Source organism: Afifella sp. YEN Y35 (assembly GCF_047553465.1).
Classification (GTDB): domain Bacteria; phylum Pseudomonadota; class Alphaproteobacteria; order Rhizobiales; family Afifellaceae; genus Afifella; species Afifella aestuarii.
In genome coordinates, this window is sequence record NZ_CP180203.1 from 1,565,982 (window position 1) to 1,588,467 (window position 22,486).

Sequence of the window (22,486 nt, forward strand, 5' to 3'; positions counted from 1 at the left end):
TCTTGCGAAGGGCTTACCGCTTTTCAGCGAAGCCCGGAAGGCGCCGCCGCAGGAAAGGACCTCACCAGTCGATGATGATGCGCGTGTTCTTCGGTCCGCTGTTTTTGACGAGATTGTACAGCTTGCGGGCGTTCGCCGGATGCAGGCGCACACAGCCATGCGAGGCGGGGCGCCCGAGGCTGCGCACGGAGTTGGTGCCGTGGATCGCGTACCCGCCGCGAAAGAAGATCGAATACGGCATCGGCGACATATCGTATTTGCGCGAATACCACATCCTATGCATCCGCTGCGGGCGGTATGTCCCCGTGGGTGTGCGATAGCCCTTGCGCGCGGTCGAGACGGCCCACGTATAGGCGAGCCGCCCGTTGCTATAGACGCGCATCTTTTGTGCAGAGAGATCGATGCGGGCGGTCACTCCCGCTCCCGCTGCCCCCGCCGTAAGGGGTAGGGCCAGAAGACACACGATCATCAGAGCGGCAAAGCGCATCACGCCCTCCAGACGGCGGCCACACCACAACTTTGCCGCACTTCGCCTCAGTCTAGACACAATTTCTAATGCCTATAAAGTGCTGTGCGCAGCCAATTTCTGCTACCGTTAAGCGAGCGCAAAGAAGGCGAAGCGCGGCCCGGGCGTGACACGCTGAGGTCGCACAGCTCACTTTTCGGCAAAGTGTGCGCGCTTTTTATGCGTGACGGCTCGCGACGCATTGGCTAGCCTCATCGCACAGCATGGAACAGACAGTCGGCCAGCGCGGCTTAGCGCGTGAGATCATCTTCAACGAAATGATCGGGCCCGAAGGGGCACCGCGGGGCCATTACGTGACTCTCTCCGAGTGGCTCGAACAACAGCCATCTCGTGAGTTGAGGCGCAAGCGGGCCGAGGCGGAATCGATTTTCCGACGCCTCGGCATCACCTTTGCAGTCTACGGTTCCAACGACACGCTGGAACGCCTGATCCCGTTCGATCTCATTCCCCGCATCATATCGGCGTCCGAATGGCGCCTTCTCGAACGCGGCATCGAACAACGGGTGCGAGCGCTCAACGCCTTCCTCCTCGACATCTACAACCGGCAGGAGATCATCCGCGCCGGCCGCATTCCGGCAGATATCGTTCTGCGCAACGACGCGTTTCTGCCGGAAATGATCGGGCATCGACCGCCGCTCGGCGTCTTCAGCCACATTGTCGGCACCGATATCGTGCGCACGGGGCCGCACGATTTCTTCGTTTTGGAAGACAATCTGCGCACACCTTCCGGCGTCTCCTACATGTTGGAGAACAGGGAGGCGATGCTGCACCTCTTCCCGGAGCTTTTTGCCCGCCATTGCGTCGCGCCCGTGCAGCATTATCCGGAGCTTCTGCGCCAGACGCTCGAAGCCGTGTCGCCGGTCGCGCCCGAAGAAACGACGATCGTGGTGCTGACGCCCGGCATCCACAACTCGGCCTATTTCGAGCATTCCTTCCTCGCCGACCAGATGGGGGTCGAACTCGTGGAGGGACAGGATCTCTTCGTCTCCGGCGGGGCGCTTTACATGCGCACGACGCGAGGGCCGATGCGGGTGCATGTCGTCTACCGGCGCATCGACGACGAGTTCCTCGATCCCCTGACCTTCCGGCCGGATTCCATTCTGGGCGTGCCGGGGCTCATGGATCTCTACCGGGCCGGCGCCGTCACCATCGTCAATGCGCCAGGCACCGGCATCGCCGACGACAAGGCAATCTATTCCTGGGTGCCGGAGATCGTCGAGTTCTATACGGGTCAGAAGCCCATTCTGCAGAACGTTCCGACCTGGCGCTGCGCCGAGCCGGAGGCCCTGTCCTACGTCCTCGACCATCTCCCGGAACTCGTCGTCAAAGAGGTTCATGGGTCAGGCGGCTACGGCATGCTCGTGGGACCAACGTCTTCGAAGAAGCAGATCGAGAAGTTCCGCCGGATTCTGAAGGCACGGCCCTCGAACTACATCGCCCAGCCGACACTCGCTCTGTCTGCCTGCCCGGCCTTCACAAAATCGGGCGTCGCGCCCCGCCACGTCGATCTGAGGCCTTTCAGTCTCGTCAGCGACCGTGTGCGCATCGTCGCGGGGGGGCTTACGCGCGTGGCGCTCAAGAAGGGCTCGCTCGTCGTCAATTCCTCCCAGGGCGGCGGCACCAAGGACACTTGGGTGCTGACCGATGAATGAGAGGACCCCTCGCCTGCGTCGCACCGGATGCCTGCGCCCCAGGGATCTGTCATCATGCTGAGCCGCGTCGCTTCGAGCCTCTTCTGGATGTCTCGCTATATCGAGCGGGCAGAGAATATCTCACGCCTCTGCGAGGCCGGGTTTCGCATCTCGCTCACCCCGAAAGTCGGCGGCGGTCACAAGGAAGAATGGCTCTCGACGCTCAAAAGCGCGGGCGTTCTCGAAAGCTATCTCTCCATCCACGACGAAATCACCGGCGAGGACGCGATCAACTTCCTGCTGTTCGACGAACGCAACGCATCGTCGGTCAAATCGTGTCTCACGTCCGCGCGCAACAACGCCCGTATCGTGCGCACCAAGCTCACCCGCGACATGTGGGAATCGTTGAACGATACCTGGATCGCCCTGCAGGCGGTGTCTCCCCAATCCATGACGAATGCCCGGCTGCCAGATTTTCTGGATTGGGTGCGCCACCGCACGGCGCAGTTCCGGGGTGCTCTTCTCGGCACGGTCCTGCGCGACGAGGGCTATTACTTCAGCCAGCTCGGCGCCTTCATGGAGCGGGCCGACAACACGGCACGGATCGTCGACGTGAAATATTACCTCCTACTGCCGGATCACCAGGCGGTTGGCGGCGCAATCGACACCTATCAATGGGAGACGATCCTCAGAGCCGTTTCGGCGCAGCGCTCCTACCGGCACGTCTTCCACGAAGATTACCGCCCCTGGCGCGTCGCTGAGTTCTTGATCCTGCGGCCGGAAATGCCGCGATCCCTGCGTTTCTGCTATGACTGGCTCAACGTCACGATCGACGGGCTGATTGAACGCCAACACCCAGAACTCAGCGCCGCGGAGCTCATTCGCAGCACCCATCAGCTTCTGAAGAGCAGCCAGATGGCCGATATTTTTCAAGCCGGCCTGCACGAATTTCTCACCGACTTCATCGATCGCAACAACCGCGTCACCGGGAACCTCGCGGTCGATTACTGCTTCGAGCAGGCGGCCTGACCATGCGGCTCAAGATCCGGCACGTCACCAACTATCATTACGCGGCCGCCGGTCGCTACGCCATCCAGCGGCTGCGCCTGACGGCCCGCGCGAATGCCTCACAGATGGTCGAGGAATGGCGCATCGAGGCTCCCGGCATCGACGAGGCGGCGAGCTATACGGACGGTTTCGGCAATGTCACGCATCTCGTCACGCAGGACCAGCCGCTTGAGTCACTATCCATCATTGCCGAAGGCGTGGTGGTCACGAAGGATACCGGCGGCGTGACGGGGCGCCCGCCCGAAGCTGCCAATCCGGCGTCTTTCCTGCGCAGCACCGCCAGTACGGAAGCCTCCCCTCCGATTCGCAAGATCGCGCGCAATGCAAGAGGCGACGACCGCCTCTCCCTGTTGCACAGCCTGATGTCGGTGATCGGCGATCACATGAGTTTCGATACCGATGCGAGCCATTCGGGGACCAGCGCAGCGGATGCTTTCGCGGCCGGTTTCGGCGTCTGCCAGGATTATACCCACATCTTCTGCGCTGCCGCACGGTCTCTGGAGGTGCCGGCCCGCTATGTGACCGGCTATCTCAGGCTCGACGACGAGGCACCCGCCGTCGCACACCATGCCTGGGCGGAGGCCTTCGTGCCGGAACTCGGCTGGGTGGGCTTCGACGTTGCCAACGGCATCTGCCCAACGGAAAATTATGTCCGTCTCGCCTGCGGCCTCGACGCGCGTGCCGCCGCGCCTATAGTCGGCTTACATCGACAGGCGGGCGAAGAAATTCTGTCCGTAGACGTCGTCGTCGAACAGCAGCAGCAATAGCGAGCGCGGGCTGCCCCGGAGAAGCGGAAATGACGTATTGCGTGGGCCTGCGCCTGGACCGAGGGATCGTCTTCGCCTCCGACACGCGCACCAATGCCGGCGTCGACAATGTCTCCATCTTCAAGAAGATGCATATCTGGGAGCGGAAGGGCGAGCGGCTGCTTGTGCTTTTGTCCGCCGGCAATCTCTCGGTCACGCAATCCGTCGTCTCGCTCCTCAATGAAAGGCTGCATCTTGCTGCCGATGGCAGCGAACCATCGCTCATGACGGTGGAGACCATGTTTCAGGCGGCACGCCTCGTCGGGCAGACGGTGCGCGAAGCCCTCGCCGACCAGGACGAAGCCGCCAAGGAGAATCCGGGCCTCTTCTCCGCATCCTTCATCTTCGGGGGCCAGATCGAGGGAGACATTCACCGCCTCTTTCTGATCTATCAGGAAGGCAACTTCATCGAAGCGACCAAGGACACGCCGTACTTCCAGATCGGCGAGCACAAATACGGCAAGCCGATCCTCGACCGCGTCACGGTGGCACCGATGCGCATGGGCGAAGCGGCGAAGCTCGTGCTCATCTCCTTCGATTCCACATTGCGCTCGAACCTGTCCGTCGGGCTGCCGATCGACCTCCTCATCTACCGCAAGGACACGCTGACGATCGGCGAGCAGCGGCGCATCGAGGCGGAAGATCCGTATTTCCGCAAACTCTCGCATGCCTGGTCTGAGGCGCTGCGCGACGCTTTTGCCCGCATCGACGAGTACGAGGCTCTGGATGCCGGCGGGCCGCCCCCGATCAGCCTCGTGCCATCGAAGCCGTCGGCCAAGGAAGAGGCTTAGGCGCCCTCGCCTCGCGAGCGGCCGCGCGACAGGATCCAATCCTGGTGCGTGCCGCCCTACTGCGTTTTGCCCTTTTCGATCGGCGCAGCCCTGCCTCCCCCGCGCGATGACCGTGCTTGATGCACTGATGCCGCCTCCTCGGTTGCCTGACGCTGGACGCGTCGCGCGGTGTCGATGAAGGCCCGCAGCTTGGGCGAGAGCGAAGCGCGTTTCGGAAAATAGAGAAAGAGACCGGGCTCCTCGATCGCGGTGTGCGAGAGGAGCTGCACGAGCCGCCCTTCCGCGATGTCGGCGCGAACCAGCGGCTCAAAGAGGTAGGCGATCCCCAGCCCCTCCCGTGCAAGATCGAGCGCACTCATCGCATCGCTCACGACGAGCGGGCCGAGTGTCTCCACCGCGACATCCTTGCCGTTCTCCGAGAGCTCCCAGCGATAGAGAGCCCGCGAGCGGCTCCCGCGAAATCCGATGCAGTGATGCGCGGCGAGATCGGCAATCATCTCCGGCCGGCCACGGCTTGTGAGATAATGCGGCGAGGCCACAAGGATCGCCTTGAAGGGCGGGGTGAGACGGACGGCCACCATATCGCGCGCGATCATCTCGCCGAGACGAACCCCCGCATCGAAACCCTCGCCGACGATATCGGCAAGGCCCTCGTCGACGGTGATATCCACCGTCACATCCGGGTGCCGATCGACCATCTCCTTCAGGATACGGGTGAGCGCCAGCGGCAAGGCGAGCCGCGGAGCGTTGAGCCGCAAGACGCCGCCCGGCCGCCCTTTCGCGGCCCGCAGGCGCTCGATTTCATCAGCGATATCGGCAAGCGCCGGTGAAACGCCGGCAAGAAGAGCCTCTCCCGCTTCCGTCAAAGCGACGCTCCTCGTGGTGCGTGCAAAGATCGCCTGGCCGAGCCTCTCCTCGACCAGGCGGACGGCGTGGCTCACCGCGGACGGGCTCATACCGAGTTCGCCAGCCGCCGCAGCGAAGCCCTTTCGCCTCGCGACGGCCTCCACAACGAACAGATGGCCGACAAGATCACGCTCCATTGCTGCACCCGATCGCACAGTGCATGCGCGGGAAACATCTTATCGCATGAAACCCGATCGCTCATGCTTCTTCCTGTCCCGACGAGCTTCCCGGCGCCGGATGGAGGGGATGATGACGATGGATTATTACACACTCGGAAGAAGCGGCCTCAGAGTGAGCCGCCTCGCCCTCGGCACGATGACCTTCGGGACAGAATGGGGCTGGGGCGCGGACCGAGAGACGGCACAGTCCCTCGTCGACACATATCTGGAGGCAGGCGGCAACTTCTTCGACACGGCCGACCTCTATACGGAGGGCACGAGCGAGGAATGGCTCGGCGCATTCATCGCCGAACGGGGCCTTCGTGATCGCGCGGTGATCGCCACGAAATTCAGTTACAACGCCGAACCTGGCAATCCGAATACGGGCGGCAACGGCCGCAAGAATATCCTGCGGGCCCTCGAAGGCTCTCTGAAGCGGCTCAAAACCGATTATGTCGATCTCTACCTTCTGCACACCTGGGACCGGCTGACGCCAGCCGAAGAAGTGCTGCGCACGCTCGATGATCTCGTCGCGGCAGGCAAAGTCCGGCACATCGGTCTCTCCGACGTTCCGGCCTGGTATGCGGGGCGCGCACAGGCCATTGCCGAGCTGAGGGGCTTTGAGCCCGTCTGCACTCTTCAGCTCGAATACTCGCTGGCCGAGCGCAATATCGAGCACGAATTCGTGCCCTTTGGCCTTGCAACCGGCGCCGGCATCATGGCGTGGAGCCCGCTCGCGTCGGGGCTTCTCTCCGGCAAATATCGGACGGGAGAGCAGATTGCGGGACGGCTCGAGACTTTGAAAGGATCATCCAATCCCGGTTTCCAGAAATTCACCGACCGGAATTTTTCGATCGTCTCCGTCCTCGAAACCGTTGCCAACGAACTCGGCCGTTCGATGCCGCAGGTCGCCATCAACTGGGTGGCGACGCAGCCCGGCGTCGCCTCGGTCATCCTCGGGGCCACCCGGCACGCGCAGCTCGCCGACACGCTCGGGGCACTCGATTTCGTCATTCCACCGGAGCTTCGGGCGCGTCTCGAGCAGGTGAGCCAGCCCGCCACCCCCTTCCCCTACACCTTCTTCGGTGCCGAGCTGCAGGGCGGCATCACAGGCGGGACAACCATCGGCGACAAGCCGGCGGGATACGCTCCGCCGACGGTCATCAAAGGCGCCTTTGCAGGCGTCGGCTGAGCCGAACCGTTATCGGCGGCCCAACAAACATGGCCGGCCCTGGGGCCGGCCAATCTGCGCCGCCGGAGTGCCGGCGGCACCGAATGGTGATCCGACTCCTAGCGCATGGTCGGCATGATGAATTCGGCTCCGTCCTTGATGCCGGAGGGCCAGCGCGAGGTCACCGTCTTCGTCTTCGTATAAAAACGAATGGAATCGGGGCCGTGCTGATTGAGATCGCCATAGCCTGACCGCTTCCAGCCGCCGAAGGTGTGATAGGCCAGCGGCACCGGGATCGGCACGTTGATGCCGACCATGCCGACTTCCACCTTCGAGGCGAAATCGCGAGCGGCATCGCCGTCGCGCGTAAAGATCGCCACGCCGTTGCCGTATTCGTGCTTCGTCGGCAGGTCGAGCGCTTCCTGATAATCCTTGGCGCGGACGACGGAGAGAACAGGCCCAAAGATCTCCTCTTTGTAGATGCGCATGTCCGCCGTGACGCGGTCGAACAGGCAACCACCCATGTAGAAGCCATTCTCGTAGCCCTGCATGGTGAAGCCGCGGCCGTCGACGACGAGGTCGGCGCCCTCTTCGACACCGAGATCGACATAGCCGCGTACCTTCTTCACCGCCTCGGCCGTGACGAGCGGACCAAAATCGGCGTCGGGGTCGGTCGACAAACCGATCTTCAAGCTCTCCACGCGCGGAATGAGCTTCTCCATGAGCCGGTCAGCGGTCTCCTCGCCGACGGGGACGGCGACGGAAATCGCCATGCAGCGCTCACCGGCAGAGCCATAGCCGGCGCCGATCAGGGCATCGACCGCACGGTCCATATCGGCGTCCGGCATGACGATCATGTGGTTCTTGGCGCCGCCGAAGCACTGCACGCGCTTTCCGGCCGCGCAGCCCTTCCCATAGATGTACTCGGCGATCGCAGACGAGCCGACGAAGCCGATGGCCTTGATGTCCGGATCCTCAAGAATTGAATCAACGGCCTCCTTGTCACCGTTGACGACGTTGAGAATTCCAGCCGGCAGCCCCGCCTCGATCATGAGCTCGGCGAGGCGCATGGGCACGCCGGGATCGCGCTCGGACGGCTTCAGGATGAAGGCGTTGCCGCAGGCGATCGCCGGGGCGAATTTCCACATCGGGATCATGGCCGGGAAGTTGAACGGCGTGATGCCGGCGACGACGCCGAGAGGCTGGCGCATGGAGTACATGTCGATGCCCGGCCCGGCGTTTTCGGAGAATTCGCCCTTCATCAAATGCGGGATGCCGCAGGCGAACTCCGCCACTTCGAGGCCGCGCTGAATATCGCCGCGCGCATCCGGAACGGTTTTGCCGTGCTCGCGCGCCAGAAGCTCGGCGAGGCTGTCGTATTCCTGATGTACGAGTTCGAGAAACTTCATCAAAACGCGGGCGCGCTTCTGCGGGTTCTGCGCCGCCCATCCCGGCTGCGCCGCCTTGGCGTTCTCCACCGCCTCACGCATTTCCGCGCGCGAGGCGAGCGCCACTTTCGCCTGCACCTCGCCAGTCATCGGCAAAAAAACGTCGGCCGTGCGCCCGCTCTTGCCTGCCACGTTGCGACCGCCGATGAAATGTCCGATTTCGCGCATTCAGTTCTCCTTGTCGCGCTCCTTCGATCCTGCTGCAGACATCCCGGAGCCTTGAGCGAGTGATCGCCGCAGAGGACGAGAAAAACAACCCCGCGCGGCCCACTCTTGCCCTGCGGCGATGACAATCCACCTGTTGTGGACCTATGGTCGGTCTGCATGCGGGGTTCGATGAGCACGAACTATCTCGATTTCTACATGATCGACGGCAGCGATATCGTGATCCGTCCTGCCCAGCGCGAGCGGCGATGGATGGATCAGACGAGCCATCGCTTCGCCTATCGCTGTCTGCCCCTCGCGATTGCCAACGCGCATTGCTGGGAAATCCTGAACCCTGCGAAATTCACCGCCAGCTGGGACGGCACCGATGCGCTGGAGGCGATCAATATCAGCTACCGAGAGACGCACCGGCATGCTGCGATGAGCCATTTCGGCCATGGCATTCTCACGTTCACGGTGCCGGCGCTGATCCGCACACCACCGGGATATGACCTTTGGGTCATGGGCCCACCCAACCTCATCAAGGCCGACATCCAGGCCCTCAACGGCGTGGTGGAGACGGATTGGGCCACCGCCACCTTCACCATGAACTGGCGCTTTACGCGCCCCGGTGCGAGCGTCACCTTCGACAAAGACGAGCCGTTCTGCGCGTTCTTTCCGATCCGCCGCGGCGAGATCGAAACCTTCCAAACACGCCGTCGGGCACTCGGCGACGACCCGGAGCTTGCGGCCGCCTATCATGAATGGGCGGAAGGACGGCGAAGCTTCAACGAAGAGCTCGCCTCGCCCGATTCTGAAGCCGCGCGCAAGAAATGGCAGCGTGACTATTTGAAGGGGCCGCACGAGGCGTTGTCGCCACCACACCGCACCAAGGTCGTCTTGCACAAAACCAAGAAAACAGACGACTGAGCGCATCCAAATCTTCGACCGCGCAAAGCCAGGCCAGACCTTCACGCAGTTTTCACGCCGAAGAAGCCGGGAACCGCAACGATCCCGACGGCGTTTCTTGCTGCAAAAGAGCCGGCCCAACGGGGGCGCCGGACAAAGCAAAGGTTTTCCATGTCGGTCGGAACAATTCTTCTTATCATCTTGATCTTGATCCTCCTCGGTGCAGTGCCGGCCTGGCCCTATAGTCGTGGCTGGGGCTACGGCCCCTCCGGGATCGTCGGCCTCATCCTGGTCATCCTCATCATCATGCTCCTGCTGGGATATGTCTGAGGCGGCGTAGATCGGTCGCACCATCGCCTCGCTTGATGGGCGGGGCGCAGTCTTCCATATCAAGAACGCGGAGGCGGCGGTCTTTCACGGCCGCCGCCTTTTTGATGTGGACCTCGTTGGAGATGATGATGAGAAGAGCGATGTTGTTCAGCCTGGTTGCCGTGGCTTTCGGGGCGGTCACAGGGTCCGCACACAGCCAGGATTTTGACGCCGCCTCCGTCTTCACGACCAAATGCGCCACCTGCCACGGCACGCTGGCGCCCAACAAAGCCGCGATGGCAGAGCTCGACCTCGAACAATTTCAAGAAAAGATCGCCACCCACCCCAAGCTCGGTGGGGTCGTGGAAGGGCTGAGCGAGCCCCAGATCGAGGCCCTGCACAGCTACGTGCAGGAGAAATAGGCGACAGGCTGACCGCAGGCGACCGCGCGCCGCACTTCTTCCTCCCCCCGCCGCCGCCTAAGTCTCTTTTGTCCGACAATGAAGGCGCGTCCAAACGGGCGCGCCGATCGGTCAATGGGGGATCTTCATGAAATGGGCAGCACTCGGCCTCGTGGCGGTTGGCGGCGTTATCGGCCTGGCCGTTGCAGGCGCGACCACCACCGTGGTCGAGAAGACCGGCACCAACGAATTTTGCCTGGCCTGTCACGAAATGTCGTGGCCGCAGGAGACCTACACCCAGCAGGCACACTACAAGAACGCCTCAGGCGTGCGCGCGCCCTGCATCACGTGCCATGTCGATAGCCACCCGTGGACCGATTATCTGTGGGGCAAGGCGACGGCCGGCGCCAAGGACGTGTGGGGACACTTCACCGGCAGACTGTCGACGCGCGAGGAGTATGACGCCAAGCGCGAAGAGATGTCGGAACAGGTCTGGGCCTATCTGGAACGCACGGATTCGGAGACCTGTCGCTCCTGTCATGACGAAGCCGCCATGGCGCTCGAGAAACAGAGCCCGGCGGCACAATTTGCCCATCCGCAGGCGCAAGCCGCAAACCTCACCTGCATCTCCTGCCACAAGGGGATCGGCCACGGCCCGGTCGGCGACCAGGCGGCCGCAGCCGCGCATCGGCCGGCCAACGAGATGGCAGATCTTGCGGGCGAGCTCACCGACGTGCTTGGCTCTAAGAAGTGATGCAACGTGGCCGGCGTCTCCGATGGCGTCGGCCACGCAGCTTTTTGAGGCCAGATGTCACGACACCTTGAGACGACGCGTTTCGTCGCGCTGCCCCAGGAAGAGGTCTTCGACCTCGTGGCCGACGTCGAGAGCTATCCGGAATTTCTTCCAGGTTTTCTGGAGGCACGCATCCTGAAGCGAGACGGTGATGCCCTCCTCGTCATGCAGCGCGTCGGGCTGCCGGGCCTGACGATTTCATTTCGCAGCCGCGCCGAACTGACGCGCCCGACCCATCTTCTGATCACCTCCCACGACAAACCGTTTCGTTCGCTGCGCCATGAATGGCGGTTTGAGGCGATCGAAACGGCGCGCACCAAAGTGACGATGCGCGTCGACTTCGCCCTCGTGGGTGCGGGACTTGGCGGTTTCAAGGAAGCTGTGGTGCGCCAGCTCTATGCCCGCTCCGTGGAAGCTTTTGAGGCACGCGCCCGGGAGCAGGCGCTCGCGCGAAGCCGCAAAGCCCGCAACGGCAATGCTGGCGGGGACGCCGACGGGAACACATAAGCTGTGCGCGGCCGAGAGATAACGGCGCGCCGCGGCTTGACGGTGAAAAAACCCCACCGTATATCGCACGCGGTCCGTTAGCCTTGCACGGCGAGGCGGCCTGCGGGCGGCGGAGTAGCTCAGTCGGTTAGAGCAGCGGAATCATAATCCGCGTGTCGGGGGTTCGAGTCCCTCCTCCGCTACCAGCCTTTTTCTCCAGAAAAATCAATTGTTTGCGCACCTCTCTTAACGTGGCGAGTGGGAACCATCTCTCGGGCACGGGCCGCTTGATGCGCTATCGAGGCGGAACCGCAACAGCTTCGCCCCCGATGCTCATGCCGGCCCGCCAGCGCCGTTATTTAGGCTTCAGATATTCAACAATCGCCTGCGGGAGCTGTTGCGCTTGGCCTGCGATTTCTGAACAGCTAGGCTCGATGCTGTCTCAAACCCTTGTTTTAAAAGGGGTTTGAGGCAGCCCTTGCCCCCGTTGCGAGAGCAGAGCGATCGACCACTCTCGCAAAAAGTGCAAAGATAACGCCGTTCAGAAATCGCATTTATGCGCGCGTTGCCTTTAGTTTCCACTCGGCTGGCACTCGGGCACGGGCTCGGCCAAAGACGATATAAGCGGTCTGCTACCGGGCAATCCATGAGGGCGCGAGCCCGGTTGAACTCACTGTTCGCGCCGTTCTCCCCTGTGTCGCCTTGAGGGAGGTGTCGCGGTTGGGCGGGAGGTAGGTCTTCGCGTTCGGCCCGATCTGACCGGCTTGGATCCTGTCGTACGAAACTGTATGCTCATCCGACGGGGCTTCTTTTGATTTCAATGGCTTACAGGCTCCCCTGAGAATTCAGGCTCCCCAGCCAATCACCCCTAAGTAATTGATATTCATGCGTGATTCTGAACCGAAAGACCGTTTCACACGGACCTGTCTCACAGAGATGTCTGACCGCTCCCGCCCCCGCACTTCATGCAACACAATCCTCGGGGTTACGTGTTCGCATGATCAGGCCGAAGGAGACGGACCGGAAAGGCCGTCAATAACCAAGAATGGCCGTTTCTCGCTGCAGGTCTCAAGACGCGCACGCACGCCGTAAACCCTGCTTAGAAGCTCTTCGGTAACGACCTTCTCCACCGCTCCGGCCGCCACCATCGTGCCGTCGGCGATGACGATCGCCTGGTCGCAATAGCGCAGCACATGGTTGAGATCATGAAGCGCGATCAACACCAAAAGCCCCATGCTCTTGGCAAGGTGGTGCATATGGGCGAGCACCTCCACCTGGCGCGACAGATCGAGCGCCGAGGTCGGCTCGTCCATCAACAGCACCTCCGGCTCGCGCACCAGCGCCTGGGCGATGGAGACGAGCTGGCGCTGGCCTCCGGAAAGCTCGCCGAGCCCGCGAAAGGCAAGCTCGGAAATGCGCAGGGAGGCCATGACGCTCTCCACGCGCATGAGCTTCGCATCGGAGACATGCCAACCGGGATCGTTCTGTTTCGCCGCCAGGATGATGCTTTCGTAGACGCTGAGAGCCGCCTTCGCGCTGACGTCCTGTGGCATATAGACGATGGCTTCGCGGGGAGGCCGCATGGCCTCAAGCTGCACATGGCCATTCCCAGAGACATGGCCGAGGATGCGCCTGAAAAGCGTCGACTTGCCGGCCGCATTGGGACCGATCACCGCCGTCACCTCGCCCCCGCGCAAGGGGCCGACGGAGATGCCCGAAAGAATCTGCCGTCGGCCATAGGCCGCACCGACCTTCTCCAGGGTCAGGCTCACCATGATCGCCCCCGGCTCGTGAAGATCAACGAGAAGAAAAACGGCACGCCGACAAGCGCCGTGATGATCCCGATCGGCAGAACGGCGCCCGGCACGACCAGTTTGGAGATAACGGAAGCAAGCGAGAGAATGACGGCGCCGCACAGCATTGCACCGGAGAGAAAGAAGCGCTGGTCCTCTCCCATCAGCATGCGTGCGATATGCGGGCCGACAAGACCGACGAAACCGATGGTGCCGACGAAGGCGACGGGAACAGCGGCAAGCAGGCTCACCGTCAGCATGGTCTCCAGACGCAGGCGGCGCACATTGACGCCGAAGCTCGCCGCCTTGTCGTCTCCTAGCCGCAACGCGGTGAGTGCCCAGGAATGACGCATAAAGAGAGGGAGCGTTACGACCAGGATCGCGGCCGTGATGCTGACGCTCGACCAGGTAGATTTCGTCAGGCTGCCCATCGTCCAGAAAACGACGGCGGCAAGGGCTTGCTCGCTGGCGATATATTGCAGAAGCGCCATCAGTGCGTTGAAGGTGAAGACGAGCGCGATGCCGAGAAGGATCATCGTCTCGACGCTCACACCCCGCATGGTCGAGGCAAAGTGGATGAAGAGCGCCGCCAGGATCGCCATGATGAAGGCGTTACCGGGGACCATCCAATCCCCAGCCACCGGAACGAGGGCCACGCCGGCGACGAGCGCCAGCGAGGCACCGAAGCCCGCCGCCGCGGAGATGCCGAGCGTGAAGGGGCTCGCGAGCGGATTGGCGAGGATCGTCTGCATCTGCGCACCCGCGACGGAGAGCGCAGCACCGGCAACCACCGCCATTATGGCGACCGGCAATCGAATCTCCCAGACGATGACCTTGAGTTGGGCAGAGACATCATCCGGGCGAAAGAGCGCGGAGACGACCTCGCGGAAGGAATAACTCGCCGGACCGAGAGCGATATCGCAGACGAGGCAGCCGAGGAGCAGTGCCGACAGGCCGAAGAGCACCATTATGCGACGAGCGACGAGTGCGCGATAGTGGCGCCGTATCACACCCTCCCGCGCAAAGCGCGAATTCTCTGCGTCAGCCACGCTCTTCATCGTCATCGGCGGCGCGCCACAACGCTGCGGCCCAGGCGGCATCGGCAACAGCCGGGCGACATGCCGTACTGCCTCTTGAAGGCCGTAGAGAAATTCGCCGCACTCGTATAGCCGGCGAGATAGGCCGCCTCGTCGATGCTGATGCCGTCTTCTTCCAGGGCACGGCGCGCCTGGTCGAGCCGCATCGAGCGCACATAGTTGAAGACCGTCGTCCCATAAGTCGTGTGGAAGAGGCGCTGAAGCGTGTTCTCGCTAACGCCGGCCGCACTCGCCAGGGCATCGACGGTCGGCAGGGAGCCGACACTGCCGCGCAGGATCTCCTCCGCCCGGGCCAGACGCATGCGTTCCGTCCGGCTCAAGGAAGCCGCCTCGTCCTCGCCGCCTCCCCCCGCCAAAAAATCGAAGGTCGCCGCGATGATGCCGAGCACCGAGCTTTCGATATGCAGCCGGCGCAGCCACGGCTGGAACCCCCTGGAGGCTGCGATCTCCTCGGCCCGCGAAAGGATCGTACGGCCGGGGGTCCAGGCTGCGAATGCCAGGTGGCGGTTGCAGAAATTCTCAACCTCGCGGGCGTTGCACTGCGTAAAGAAATCGCTCGATTCAAACCATTCCGGGGTGATCGCGATATTGAGGCGGTGCAGCCGCTGCCCCTGGCGCCCCTGCCGGCGAAAGATCGCCGGTTCCGTCTGCGCCAGCGCGATCGCGACCGGCTGCGAGCCGCCCTCCCCCTCCGGCATCGGCAGGACGTGGCGCCCCACGGCGGCGTAGGTGGAGCCCCGCAGAAGGAGCTTGATGCTCAAATGCGCCGGCAGCTCCACTTCCGTCTCCAAATCCCGCTGGTTGACCACATCCGAATGATGCACATGCAGGCCCCGCCGCAGTTCGATGTTCATGAACTCGCCGCGCACCACCACGTCGCGGCCCCGCACGTCCGGGGTGTGTAGCCGAAAGCCCCGCCTTCCGTTCTGCGCGAAGCGATCAAATTCCTGCGCTGTCAGGCCGTCCACGCATCTGGCTCCGGAGCTGCCGCCCCACTCTTTGCGGTGAGGCAAAAGATTTTGGTGCTCCCGCAAAAGGCTCGCCCGTGGCTGCGGAAGACCTCCCCGGTTATAGAATAAATCATGATCGTCACAATCATATTTTAGTCGATCATCAGGGGGATCCCGCGATGGGGAGGCGGCAGATTGTTGGAGTATGGAATGGTTCCTGGGGCAGGATTTCGACCTCTTCTCATGGCGACGGCGGGCACGATCGGCTTGATGGCGGCCAATGCTGCGTTGGCGCACGACGCGATACCGCTGCAAGAGATTGTCGTCGAAGGAGGGACGGTCGAGACGGATACGGGCTTCGTCCCGACCCGGGCCGAAACGGCGACGAAGACGGACAAGCTCCTGATCGAGACGCCGCAGGCGATCTCCGTCGTCAATCGCGAGGAATTCGAGCAGAAGGGTGCGCAGACCATCAATGAAGCGCTGCGCTACACGGCCGGCGTGCAGGCGGATCTGCGGCCCAACGACCGCTACGACATCGTGCCGGTGCGCGGTTTCGGCGCCTATCAGAACTTCGTCCAGTATCTCGACGGGCTCCGGCTCCTGCGCGGCATTTCGTTCTCGCAGCCGACCGTCGATGTCTACGATCTTGAGCGGATCGAGGTGCTCAAGGGGCCTGCTTCGGTGCTTTACGGGCAGATGTCTCCCGGCGGCTTCGTCAATCTCGTCTCGAAGAAGCCGACGGAGGAGCCGATCCACGAGGTGGCGCTGACTGCGGGATCGGACTGGTATGGCAAGGCCGGGATCGATCTCGGCGGGCCGATCACCGACGACGGCAGCCTGCTCTATCGCTTCGTCGCCTCCGGCCGCTACAACGAGAGCCGCTGGGACGACGTTGAATCAGAGCGCGTCTCCGTCTCGCCGTCTCTGACCTTCCGCCCGACGCCCGGCACGGATCTGACGCTCCTCTTCAATTACACGCAGGATCCGAAGAGCGCCTATCCGAGCTACCTGCCGTCCCTCGGCACGGCTGTGCGAAACAACGGCTATGCCTCTATCCCATACGACTTCGACGTCGGGGATCCCGATTTCGATTCCTACGAGCGCAGGGTGGCGCGCGCCGGATACGAGTTCAGCCAGGAGCTCGGCAATATCTTCACCTTTCGCCAGAACCTTCGCTACACCCATATCGACAGCGAACATCTCGGCCTGACCGGGCGCAGCATCGCCGACACCACGATCACCCGACTCGCCGCACATCTGGACGAAGACGTCGACACTTTCGCCATCGACAACCAGCTTGCCGCCGATTTCGACGTCGGCCCGTTCCAGAACAGCCTGCTCGGCGGCGTCGATTACCAGTATGTCAGCGCGAACCGGCTGATGGGCACGGGCGCAGCACCGACGATCGATTATCTCAATCCGGAATACGGCATCGGCATCGCGGTCCCGGACTATGCCACCGACACCGACCAGAAGACCGAGCAGCTCGGATACTATCTGCAGGATCTGATCGAGATCGGTCGGCTGAACATCGCTCTCGGCGGCCGCTACGACGATTATTCGATCGACACCGACACGACGACCATCGCAAACGGCAGTTCTTCCTCCAGCTATCAGCAGAACACCGCTTTTACGGGGCGCGTCGGAGCGACCTACCTCTTCGACAGCGGATTGGCGCCCTTTGCGAGCTACTCGACATCCTTCGAACCGCCTTCAGGGCTTGGCATCAGCGGCGGCACTGCAAGGGTCCTGGACCCGGTCGAGGGCGAGCAGTACGAGGCCGGCATCAAGTACCAGCCGGAAGGCTTCGACAGCTTCCTCATGGCCTCCGTCTACGACCTGCGCCAGGAGAACGCCGTCTCCAGCGATAGGGCCAATCCGGGTTACTATCTGCAGACCGGCGAGGTGCATTCCAAAGGCGTGGAGCTGGAAGCGAAACTCAGCCTCGACAACGGCTGGGATCTGACCGGCGCCTACACATATATCGACGCGGAAATCACCGAGAGTGCCGTCGCGGCCGAGGTCGGCAACACCCCTGCCCTCGTCCCCGAACACACTGCTTCCGCCTGGGCACATTACACCTTCCAGAAGGGCGCTCTGGAAGGCCTCGGTCTCGGGGCCGGTGTCCGCTACCAGGGCGAGACCTACGGTGCCGACGACAACAGCTTCACCGTCGACCCGGTGACGCTGGTCGATGTCGCGGCCGACTACGATTTGTCCGCACGCACGCCTTACGACGTGTCGCTCAGCCTCAGCGTCACGAACCTTCTCGACGAGGAATACGTCTCCTCGTGCAGCAGCTCCATCTCCTGTTTCTACGGGACCCGGCGCACGGCCTATGCACGGCTCAAATACACCTGGTGAACCGGCGGACGGAGGGCGAGGCCTCTCCGTTCTTTCCTCCTCACGGCCAACAGAGACGCAGATGCAGCATATCACTCAGGACCAGATCCGCGCCTATGTCGTCGAGGTCGGCACGCGTCAGACCGAGATCCAGAAGCGGCTTCGCGCAGAAACACTCGCCCTGCCGAACGGCCATATGGCGACCACCCCAGCGGCCGGCCAGCTTCTAGCACTGCTTGCCAGGACGATCAGCGCAAGGCGCGTCCTGGAGGTCGGAACCTTTACCGGCTACAGCGCGCTCAGCGTGGCGGCCGTCCTGCCCGAAGACGGCGAGCTCGTCGCTTGCGACAACAGCCCAGCGTGGACTGCCATAGCCCGTCGATATTGGGAGGAGGCCGGGCTCGCCGAACGCATCACCTTGAAACTTGGAGATGCGACGGAGACCCTCAAGCTGCTTCTCACGGAGGGCGGCGAGGCCTCCTTCGATTTCGCCACTATCGATGCCGATAAGGAGAATTACGACACCTACTACGAGCTCTGCCTGCGTCTTGTGCGTCCGGGCGGACTTATCGTCTTCGACAACATGTTCTGGGGACGCTCCGTCGCCGATCCGAAGGACAACGCTACCGACACCGTGGCGCTGCGTCGTCTCAACCTGAAGATCCGGGACGATGCCCGGGTCGACATGTCGCTCATTCCCTTCGGCGACGGCACCACCTTCGTCAGGCGGCGCGCATGAGCCATTACCTGGCCCTCTTGCGAGCCTTCGGCTTCGCTCTCCTCGCTCTTGTCGCCGTCCAGGCTCCCGCACATGCCGAGATCGTCTTCACCGACATCAAGGGACGCGAAGTGACGCTCGAAAGGCCGGCGCGCCACGTCGTCGTCGACGATGCGCGTATGATCATCGCGCTCTCCTTTTTGACCCCTGACCCGATCGCGCGTCTCGCCGGCTGGCCGCATGACGTCAATCGTCTCGGACAAGCGCAGTACACGCAGCTCAAGGCACGCTTTCCGAAGATCGCCACCCTGCCGAAGGTCAGCGGCAACAACGAGGACATGGCCGTCGAGCCGATGATTGCGGCAAGGCCCGACCTCGTTCTCCTCTCGCTATTCTCCAGGGCCTCGCAGCGCCAGGTCGAACAGCTTCGCGCGGCCGGCATTCCGGTGGCCTTCGTCGACTTCCTGACGGACCCGCTCGCCAATACGGACCGGAGCCTCTTAATCGTCGGCCGCGCAATCGGCCGCGAGCAGGCAGCCAAAGCCATCACCGACTTCCGCACCCAGCACATGGATGTGATCCGCGACCGGATCGCCGAAAGCGACAGACTGAGCGCGTCGACGGTCTATATCGAGACCCACGCCTCTTACCAGGAGCCCTGCTGCAACTCGCCCGGCAAAGGCAATCTCGGCCGTTTCATCACGCTTCTCCACGCAAAAAACATCGGAGACGTGCTGGGCGAGCGGCCCTTCGGCCAGATCTCGCTTGAGCATGTCGTGGTCTCCGAGCCCGATGTCTATATCGCCACGGGGGGCGCCTACATGGCGAGCCGCGGCGGTCTCGTCATCGGCAGCGGCATCTCCGAGGACAGGACGGAGGATGCGATGCGGCGCCTCCTCGCACGACCCGGCTTCGCCGAGCTTCCTGCCGTGCGCAACGGACGCGTCCACGGCATGGCCAAACAGCTGTTCGACCCCGTTCTCGACATCCTCGCGCTCGAGCTGATGGCACGCTGGATCCATCCGGAGATTTTTTCCGATCTCGACGTGGAAGCCAGCCGGGACGCCCTCAACCGGATGAGCGCGATCAAGCTCGAGGGCAACTACTGGACAGACTGAGAATACCGAAGCTTTGCGCGTGTCGCGCCCGCGGCGGGACGAACGAGCGTCATTGAAGAGGAGGTCTTGATGGACATGATTGCGGCTCTGGCGAACATCGTTCCGGCGAGCGAGTCCGCGGCGGAAAAACAGCCGAGCTTCATCCTCAAAATGGCGGATGAGACCATGCTCGCATACGGCACCAAACACGAGCTGGCCGCCGGTCCCCTCGATGGCTTTTCAGCGCGCGTGGATCGCCATTTCGCGGAGCACGGAGACGGACCGGGCATCCTCGTCGGCGCAATTCCTTTCAACCCGACTCATTCGGCTCATCTCGTCCAGCCGGCCCGCATGCTGCGTGTCCAGGGAGATCACGAGATTGAAGGCATTCCAGGTCTAGCAACAGCCTCCGCACCCGTCATGCGCGTTCCCGTTATCTCCGTCACTCCGGAACCGACGGCAGGTGCGTTTGGCGAGGCGGTGAACGCCGCCATCCGGGCACTGGAAGACACCTCGTCAGGCCTTCACAAGCTTGTTCTGTCCCGCTGCCTTAAGGTCCGCGGTGGTCGCTCCTTCTCGGTTGGCGAATTGCTGCGCCGGCTGGCAAGCGATGCGAGTGCCTCCGTCTTCATAACGGCTCTTCCCGACAAAGATGGCAAGCGCCTCCTCATCGGCGCAACACCAGAACTTCTGCTCGACAAGCGTGGACACCGCGTCGTCTCGCATCCGCTCGCAGGTTCTGCGCGCAGGTCACAAGATCCGGCAGAAGACCGCGCGGCGGGCGAACATCTCCTCGCCTCCGCCAAGGATCAACACGAGCATGCCCTCGTCGTGCAAGCCATCATGGACGTGCTGTCGCCCTATTGCAGTGAGCTCTCGGCACCAGACGGTACAACCTTGCGCGCCACGGCAAGTCTCTGGCATCTCGGCACGCGCCTCGTTGGCCGCCTGCGCGACCCGGCGACGAGCTGTGCGGAGCTTGCCGCACTGCTTCATCCGACGCCAGCAGTCTGCGGCCTGCCACGGCAAGCGGCCCACGCCGCGATCGGCTCTCTTGAACCCTACGACCGCGGCTTCTACGCCGGCGCGGTCGGCTGGTGCGACGCCTCCGGAGACGGCCGCTGGTTCGTTTCCATCCGTTGCGCGGAGATCCTGGGAGAAGAAGCCCGCCTCTACGCAGGTGCCGGCATCGTCCCGGGCTCGACCGCCGAAGGAGAAATTGCCGAAACCGCCGCAAAATTCTCCGCTATGCTCCACGCCTTTGGGCTTGAGAGCGAAGCTTTCGAGCGAAGGGGCGGCTGATGCTCCCCCTCCGTCAGGTCTGGCCAGACGAACTGATCGATCGCTATCGCCATAAGGGCTACTGGCGCGGCGAAACGATGTCAGGCTTTCTCGCCGAGAAAGCGAACCTCCACCGCGATCGTCCGGCTGTCGTCGGCAGTCACGACGGCGTCCAAATACGTTGGACCTACGCTGAACTTTTGGCACGCACGCAAGCCATTGCAGCGAGCGTGCATGCGCTCGGCTTCCGGCCAGGCGAGCGCATCGTCGTGCAGCTTCCCAACGTGCCCTCCTTCCTGTCCGTCGTGTTTGGCCTCTTCCGCGCCGGCATCGTTCCTGTCTTCGCCCTGCCAGCGCACCGGGAAGCAGAGATCGTGCACTTCGTCCGGAAGTCGGAGGCCGCAGGCTATCTCACGATCGACCGTTTCGCGAACTTCGACTACCGGGAACTCGCCCGCAACGTCGCCGCAGCAACAGAGCTTCGCCGAATCTTGATCCTGGGCGATAGCCAGGAATTCGTCTCTCTCGACGATACGCCAGGGCCGCCGCATCCGGCCCACACCGCGAGTCCCTCCGACGTCGCTTTCCTTCAAATTTCAGGAGGAAGCACGGGCTTGTCGAAGCTCATTCCACGCACTCACGACGACTATATCTACAGTTTTCGCGCCAGCGCTGAGATCTGCGGTCTCACGCCGGAAAGCGTCTATCTCTGCGCCCTACCGGCGGCCCACAACTTCCCCATGAGCTCGCCTGGGACGTTCGGCGCACTCTATGCCGGAAGCCTCGTGGTGATGGCGCCCTCACCAGCACCGGAAACGGCGTTTCGGCTCATTGAAGAAGAGCGTGTCACCATCACTGGCCTCGTGCCTCCGCTCGCGCTCAACTGGATGCGCGCGGCTCGATCGAGCGACCGCGATCTCTCGAGCCTCCAAATCGTTCAGGTGGGCGGTGCCAAGCTGATACCGGAGGTGGCACGTAGGCTTGGACCGACCCTCGGCTGCAGGCTGCAACAGGTTTTCGGCATGGCCGAAGGGCTCGTCAACTACACGCGCCTCGACGATCCGGAAGAACTCGTGGTGACAACGCAGGGGCGACCAATCTCCGCCGATGACGAAATTCGCATCGTCGACGAGTCGGGCGAGCCCGTACCGGAAGGCAGCGCGGGCCACCTTCTGACGCGGGGACCTTATACGATCCGCAGCTACCACAACGAACCGGAGGCAAACCGCATCTCTTTCACAGCGGACGGTTTCTATCGCACTGGAGACGTCGTCCGACAAACCTCCGATGGCTATCTCATCGTCGAAGGCCGCGCCGTCGACCACATCAACCGGGCAGGCGAAAAGGTCTCCGCTGAGGAGATCGAGGATCACCTTCTCGCCCATCCCCAGGTCTTCGACGCCGCCGTCGTCTCCTTGCCCGATCCGTATCTCGGCGAGCGCAGCTGTGCCTTCGTCATTCCCGAAGGTGAGCCGCCGCGCATGATCGAGCTCAAGACCTTCGTGCGCCAGCGAGGTCTCGCCGATTTCAAGGTCCCGGACCAGATCGTGCTGTTGGACGATTTCCACACCACGGCGGTCGGCAAGGTGAGCCGCGCGGAGCTGAGACGACGGCTCCGCGATCAGTACCTGCAAACATCGCAAGAGGGATCATGACG

21 protein-coding genes and 1 tRNA gene are annotated in these 22,486 nt (G+C 62.8%); 16 read left to right on the forward strand and 6 right to left on the reverse strand.

The genetic code is table 11. From position 1 onward, the window contains the following. Positions 1-61: 61 nt before the first annotated feature. Complete coding sequence (locus tag ACK8CP_RS07495; protein ID WP_414833838.1) at positions 62-487, reverse strand: L,D-transpeptidase; 426 nt, start codon at positions 485-487, stop codon at positions 62-64. 242 nt (positions 488-729) lie between these two features. Between ACK8CP_RS07495 and ACK8CP_RS07500 the strand changes: the two genes are divergently transcribed. The 4 genes from ACK8CP_RS07500 to ACK8CP_RS07515 are packed head-to-tail and all read left to right on the forward strand — an operon-like array spanning position 730 to position 4,822. Further along, positions 730-2,178 carry a circularly permuted type 2 ATP-grasp protein gene (locus ACK8CP_RS07500; RefSeq protein WP_414833839.1) on the forward strand — a complete coding sequence of 483 codons (1,449 nt, stop codon included), beginning with the start codon at positions 730-732 and terminating at the stop codon, positions 2,176-2,178. A gap of 54 nt (positions 2,179-2,232) precedes the next feature. Beyond that, positions 2,233-3,186, forward strand: coding sequence for an alpha-E domain-containing protein (locus ACK8CP_RS07505; RefSeq protein WP_414833840.1), 954 nt, complete (start codon positions 2,233-2,235; stop codon positions 3,184-3,186). Between the two features lie 2 nt (positions 3,187-3,188). Beyond that, positions 3,189-3,992 (forward strand): transglutaminase family protein, encoded by an 804-nt coding sequence (locus ACK8CP_RS07510; RefSeq protein WP_234627673.1) that lies wholly within the window; start codon positions 3,189-3,191, stop codon positions 3,990-3,992. A 29-nt stretch (positions 3,993-4,021) separates the two neighbouring features. Continuing rightward, complete coding sequence (locus tag ACK8CP_RS07515) at positions 4,022-4,822, forward strand: proteasome-type protease (protein ID WP_234627672.1); 801 nt, start codon at positions 4,022-4,024, stop codon at positions 4,820-4,822. Between the two features lie 56 nt (positions 4,823-4,878). On the opposite strand, the gene ACK8CP_RS07520 is transcribed toward ACK8CP_RS07515, so the two are convergent. Continuing rightward, complete coding sequence (locus ACK8CP_RS07520; protein WP_414833841.1) at positions 4,879-5,865, reverse strand: LysR substrate-binding domain-containing protein; 987 nt, start codon at positions 5,863-5,865, stop codon at positions 4,879-4,881. A 112-nt stretch (positions 5,866-5,977) separates the two neighbouring features. Between ACK8CP_RS07520 and ACK8CP_RS07525 the strand changes: the two genes are divergently transcribed. Next, on the forward strand, positions 5,978-7,078 hold the full coding sequence (locus tag ACK8CP_RS07525; protein ID WP_414834209.1) for an aldo/keto reductase: 1,101 nt from the start codon (positions 5,978-5,980) through the stop codon (positions 7,076-7,078). Between the two features lie 98 nt (positions 7,079-7,176). Here the strand turns inward: ACK8CP_RS07525 and ACK8CP_RS07530 are convergent, their stop codons facing one another. Further along, positions 7,177-8,673 (reverse strand): CoA-acylating methylmalonate-semialdehyde dehydrogenase, encoded by a 1,497-nt coding sequence (locus tag ACK8CP_RS07530; RefSeq protein ID WP_128293769.1) that lies wholly within the window; start codon positions 8,671-8,673, stop codon positions 7,177-7,179. Positions 8,674-8,841: 168 nt separating this feature from the next. On the opposite strand from ACK8CP_RS07530, the gene ACK8CP_RS07535 reads away from it, so the two are divergent. The 6 genes from ACK8CP_RS07535 to ACK8CP_RS07560 all read left to right on the forward strand — a co-directional run bounded on the left by ACK8CP_RS07535 (position 8,842) and on the right by ACK8CP_RS07560 (position 11,753). Next, positions 8,842-9,579 (forward strand): DUF6065 family protein, encoded by a 738-nt coding sequence (locus tag ACK8CP_RS07535; protein ID WP_414833842.1) that lies wholly within the window; start codon positions 8,842-8,844, stop codon positions 9,577-9,579. A gap of 150 nt (positions 9,580-9,729) precedes the next feature. After that, the gene (locus ACK8CP_RS07540) at positions 9,730-9,888 is read left to right on the forward strand and encodes a DUF3309 family protein (RefSeq protein ID WP_128293767.1); all 159 of its coding nucleotides are present in this window, start codon (positions 9,730-9,732) and stop codon (positions 9,886-9,888) included. Between the two features lie 140 nt (positions 9,889-10,028). Further along, on the forward strand, positions 10,029-10,289 hold the full coding sequence (locus ACK8CP_RS07545) for a c-type cytochrome (RefSeq protein ID WP_234627669.1): 261 nt from the start codon (positions 10,029-10,031) through the stop codon (positions 10,287-10,289). Positions 10,290-10,416: 127 nt separating this feature from the next. Continuing rightward, positions 10,417-11,022, forward strand: a complete 606-nt coding sequence (locus tag ACK8CP_RS07550) for a NapC/NirT family cytochrome c (RefSeq protein ID WP_414833843.1) — start codon at positions 10,417-10,419, stop codon at positions 11,020-11,022. 54 nt (positions 11,023-11,076) lie between these two features. After that, positions 11,077-11,568: a type II toxin-antitoxin system RatA family toxin gene (locus ACK8CP_RS07555; RefSeq protein WP_414833844.1), complete on the forward strand. Its 492-nt coding sequence runs from the start codon at positions 11,077-11,079 to the stop codon at positions 11,566-11,568. Between the two features lie 108 nt (positions 11,569-11,676). Beyond that, positions 11,677-11,753: transfer RNA gene (locus ACK8CP_RS07560), tRNA-Met, on the forward strand. A gap of 795 nt (positions 11,754-12,548) precedes the next feature. Here the strand turns inward: ACK8CP_RS07560 and ACK8CP_RS07565 are convergent. The 3 genes from ACK8CP_RS07565 to ACK8CP_RS07575 are packed head-to-tail and all read right to left on the reverse strand — an operon-like array spanning position 12,549 to position 15,405. After that, the gene (locus tag ACK8CP_RS07565; protein WP_414833845.1) at positions 12,549-13,322 is read right to left on the reverse strand and encodes an ABC transporter ATP-binding protein; all 774 of its coding nucleotides are present in this window, start codon (positions 13,320-13,322) and stop codon (positions 12,549-12,551) included. After that, positions 13,316-14,398 carry a FecCD family ABC transporter permease gene (locus tag ACK8CP_RS07570; RefSeq protein WP_414834210.1) on the reverse strand — a complete coding sequence of 361 codons (1,083 nt, stop codon included), beginning with the start codon at positions 14,396-14,398 and terminating at the stop codon, positions 13,316-13,318. Before ACK8CP_RS07570 ends, ACK8CP_RS07565 begins: the two co-directional genes overlap by 7 nt. Before the next feature lie 2 nt (positions 14,399-14,400). Further along, entirely contained in the window at positions 14,401-15,405 is a 1,005-nt protein-coding gene (locus ACK8CP_RS07575; RefSeq protein ID WP_414833846.1) for a helix-turn-helix transcriptional regulator, read from the reverse strand. Positions 15,406-15,630: 225 nt separating this feature from the next. On the opposite strand from ACK8CP_RS07575, the gene ACK8CP_RS07580 reads away from it, so the two are divergent. From ACK8CP_RS07580 to ACK8CP_RS07600, 5 genes are all read left to right on the forward strand, one after another. Further along, positions 15,631-17,754 carry a TonB-dependent siderophore receptor gene (locus tag ACK8CP_RS07580; protein WP_414833847.1) on the forward strand — a complete coding sequence of 708 codons (2,124 nt, stop codon included), beginning with the start codon at positions 15,631-15,633 and terminating at the stop codon, positions 17,752-17,754. 61 nt (positions 17,755-17,815) lie between these two features. Then, positions 17,816-18,472 (forward strand): O-methyltransferase, encoded by a 657-nt coding sequence (locus ACK8CP_RS07585; RefSeq protein ID WP_414833848.1) that lies wholly within the window; start codon positions 17,816-17,818, stop codon positions 18,470-18,472. Next, positions 18,469-19,569, forward strand: a complete 1,101-nt coding sequence (locus tag ACK8CP_RS07590; protein WP_414833849.1) for an ABC transporter substrate-binding protein — start codon at positions 18,469-18,471, stop codon at positions 19,567-19,569. Before ACK8CP_RS07585 ends, ACK8CP_RS07590 begins: the two co-directional genes overlap by 4 nt. A 69-nt stretch (positions 19,570-19,638) precedes the next feature. Further along, positions 19,639-20,850, forward strand: a complete 1,212-nt coding sequence (locus tag ACK8CP_RS07595; protein ID WP_414833850.1) for an isochorismate synthase — start codon at positions 19,639-19,641, stop codon at positions 20,848-20,850. Further along, on the forward strand, positions 20,850-22,484 hold the full coding sequence (locus ACK8CP_RS07600) for a (2,3-dihydroxybenzoyl)adenylate synthase (protein WP_414833851.1): 1,635 nt from the start codon (positions 20,850-20,852) through the stop codon (positions 22,482-22,484). Before ACK8CP_RS07595 ends, ACK8CP_RS07600 begins: the two co-directional genes overlap by 1 nt. The last annotated feature ends 2 nt before the right edge of the window (positions 22,485-22,486 follow it).